Source organism: Nostocoides jenkinsii Ben 74, assembly GCF_001046875.1.
GTDB classification, from domain to species: Bacteria; Actinomycetota; Actinomycetes; order Actinomycetales; family Dermatophilaceae; genus Nostocoides_A; species Nostocoides_A jenkinsii.
Window position 1 is genome coordinate 3,783,923 of sequence record NZ_HF571038.1, and the last position, 2,772, is coordinate 3,786,694.

The window sequence follows — 2,772 nt, forward strand, 5'->3', positions numbered from 1 at the left end:
CCCGCGCGAGGGGCGCTCGGCGTGCGCGAAGCCGGTATGGCGATGGCCGACCGCGTCGACCTCCTCACCCGGATCGCCGTCGCACTTGGTCGGCCCGGCGTCGATGGCGTCCTCGCCACGCCCGACGTCCTTGAGGACCTCCTCCTGCTCGGGCTGTTGGACGACCGTCTGGTCTTCGGATCGATGAATCGTGGTGGGCTGCAAGGGGCGAGCTTCGAATTCGACGACCGGTTCACGGCATACGACCCGGCGTCGATTGCCGCCCACGGACTCGACGGCGGCAAGATGCTGACCCGCATCGCCCTTGACGATCCGGCCACCGCACCCACTCTGCAATCGTGCGGCGCTGCCGTCACCGACCTCGCGTCGCGAGGGCTGTTTGCGATGGTCGAGCCCTTCCTCAGTGACCGCGGGCCGGACGGCCGGGCCCGCAACCTCCTGGACCCGGATTCCGTGATCCGCTCGATCCACATCGCCGCAGGACTCGGCGCCACCAGCGCGCGCACGATCCTGAAGTTGCCCGTCGTCCCGGAGATGTCCCGCGTTCTAGACGCCACGACCTTGCCCACGCTGCTGCTCGGGGGCGATCCCGGCCCCGATCCGGCGGCGACTCGCGCGGGCTGGCGATTGGCCCTGGCGCACCCGTCGGCGGTGGGTCTCGTGGCGGGCCGGGTGCTGCTCTACCCGCAGGATGATGATGTGGCGACCGCCGTCGACGCGGCCGCCAAACTGGTGCACGGCTGAACTGCTGAATTGAGGCTGACGATGAGTATGGGCAGTGACAACACGCGGTGGGTTCGCCTAGCCGGGAGCACGACAGATGCCCTGTGGGACACCACGATCGGCGACGCCGTCGATGGCTGGGTGCACACCGGCCTGCTCACGGCGCGCCTCGACCCGGGTGACACGCGGGAGGTCGACCTGGCCACCCACGAAGCCGTGGTCGTCCCCCTGGCCAGCGGAGTTCGGCTCACCGTGACCCACGAGGGCCAGACGCAGGACATCGTTCTCGAGGGCCGCGAGTCCGTATGGAGCGGGCCCACCGATGTCGCCTACGTGCCGCGGGGAGCCACTCTGACGTTGACCGCCGAGGCCCGCGCCGAAATCGCCGTCTGTCTCGCCGCCGACACCACCACCGAGCCTGGGCCACCGCCGAATCGCGTTGCGGCGCAGGATGTCCCGGTCGAACTGCGGGGCGCTGGCATCGCCTCCCGGCAAGTCCGCAACTTCGGCGTGCCCGGCGTCCTGGATGCCCGCCGGATGATCGCCTGCGAGGTCATCACCCCCGCCGGCAACTGGTCGTCCTGGCCGCCCCACAAGCACGACACCGAGCGGCCCGGCGTCGAGACGGAACTCGAGGAGATCTACTACTTCCGCACCCGTTCCACCGATCCCCGCGGCACCGATCCGATGGGATACCAGCGGGTGTATGCCGCGGGCGCGCGTCCCATCGATGTCCTCGCCGAGGTGCGTTCCGGGGATGTCGTGCTCGTTCCACACGGCTGGCACGGCCCGGCGATCGCCGCCCCCAATGCGGACCTCTATTACCTGAATGTGATGGCTGGCCCAGGGCCCGAGCGCGCGTGGCTGATCTGCGATGACCCCGCCCATGCGTGGGTGCGCGAGTCCTGGACCACCACCGCCATCGACCCGCGCCTGCTCTGAACTTCTGAAAACGACACGCACAGAAAGGCTTTCCCCCATGCGCATCGGCATCACCGGTACCGGCCGGATTGGCGCCTTCCACGCCAAGACCCTCCTCGGCGTCCCGGGCGTCGACGGACTCGTGGTGACCGACGTCGTGCCCGAGTCCGCCGCCAAGGTCGCCGCCGACCTCGGCCAGACCGCCGTCCCGGATCTCGACGCCGTCCTGGCGGCAGGGGTCGACGCGCTTGTCGTCACCTCCTCGTCCCCCGGACACGCTCCCGCTGTCCGCGCGGGGCTCGCCGCGGGCATACCCATCTTCTGTGAGAAGCCGGTTGCCGCGGAGCTGGGTGAGGCCATCGAACTCGCCCGCCTCGAAGCCGCCGCCAGCACCCCGGTGCACATCGGCTTCCAGCGACGCTTTGACGCCGGCTACCGTCGGCTGCGGGACGCGGTTCAGTCCGGTGAACTGGGCTTCGTCCACTCCATTCGCGCGGCGACGCACGACCAGGCACCGCCGCACGCGGCATACATTCCGACCTCGGGTGGGCTGTTCCGCGACTGTTCGGTGCACGACTTCGATATCGTGCGCTTCGTCAGCGGCCGAGAGGTCGCCTCGGTGTTCGCCACCGGCGGCAACAAGGGCGCCGAGTTCTTCCGCGAGGCCGGTGATGTCGACACGGGCGCGGCCATCCTGACTCTCGACGACGGCACGATGGTGACTGTGACTGCGACGCGCTACAACGGCGCCGGCCATGACGTGCGGATGGAGGTCCACGGCAGCACCGGCTCGATGGCCGCCGGACTCGACGACACGCTGGCGATCCGCTCGGCGCAGCCCGGCGCCACCTTCCCGGCCGGGCCCGCCCATCAGTCGTTCATGGAGCGCTTCCAGCCGGCGTATGTCGCGGAGCTGACCTACTTCGTGGACGTCGCCCGCGGCGTGGCACCCTCCCCGTGCACCGTCGCCGACGGCCTCGCCGCCGCCCGGATCGCCGAGGCCGCCCAGCGCTCGAAGGACTCGGGCACCGTCGTCACCCTGACGGAGATCCCCGGGCTTCGAACTTGAGCACGCCTTACGCACTTGAGCACGCCTTACAAGGCGTGCTCAAGTGCGTAAGGCGTGCT

Annotated in this window: 3 protein-coding genes; all 3 read left to right on the forward strand. The window is 69.9% G+C overall.

The window, feature by feature from the left end; translation table 11 throughout:
- Nucleotides 1-744: Cgl0159 family (beta/alpha)8-fold protein (locus tag BN13_RS18050; RefSeq protein ID WP_048548600.1), on the forward strand; the 744-nt coding region annotated here is incomplete at its 5' end.
- Between the two features lie 21 nt (nucleotides 745-765).
- Nucleotides 766-1,665: a 5-deoxy-glucuronate isomerase gene (gene iolB / locus BN13_RS18055; protein WP_235433961.1), complete on the forward strand. Its 900-nt coding sequence runs from the start codon at nucleotides 766-768 to the stop codon at nucleotides 1,663-1,665.
- A 37-nt stretch (nucleotides 1,666-1,702) separates the two neighbouring features.
- On the forward strand, nucleotides 1,703-2,713 hold the full coding sequence (locus BN13_RS18060; protein WP_048545448.1) for a Gfo/Idh/MocA family protein: 1,011 nt from the start codon (nucleotides 1,703-1,705) through the stop codon (nucleotides 2,711-2,713).
- The last annotated feature ends 59 nt before the right edge of the window (nucleotides 2,714-2,772 follow it).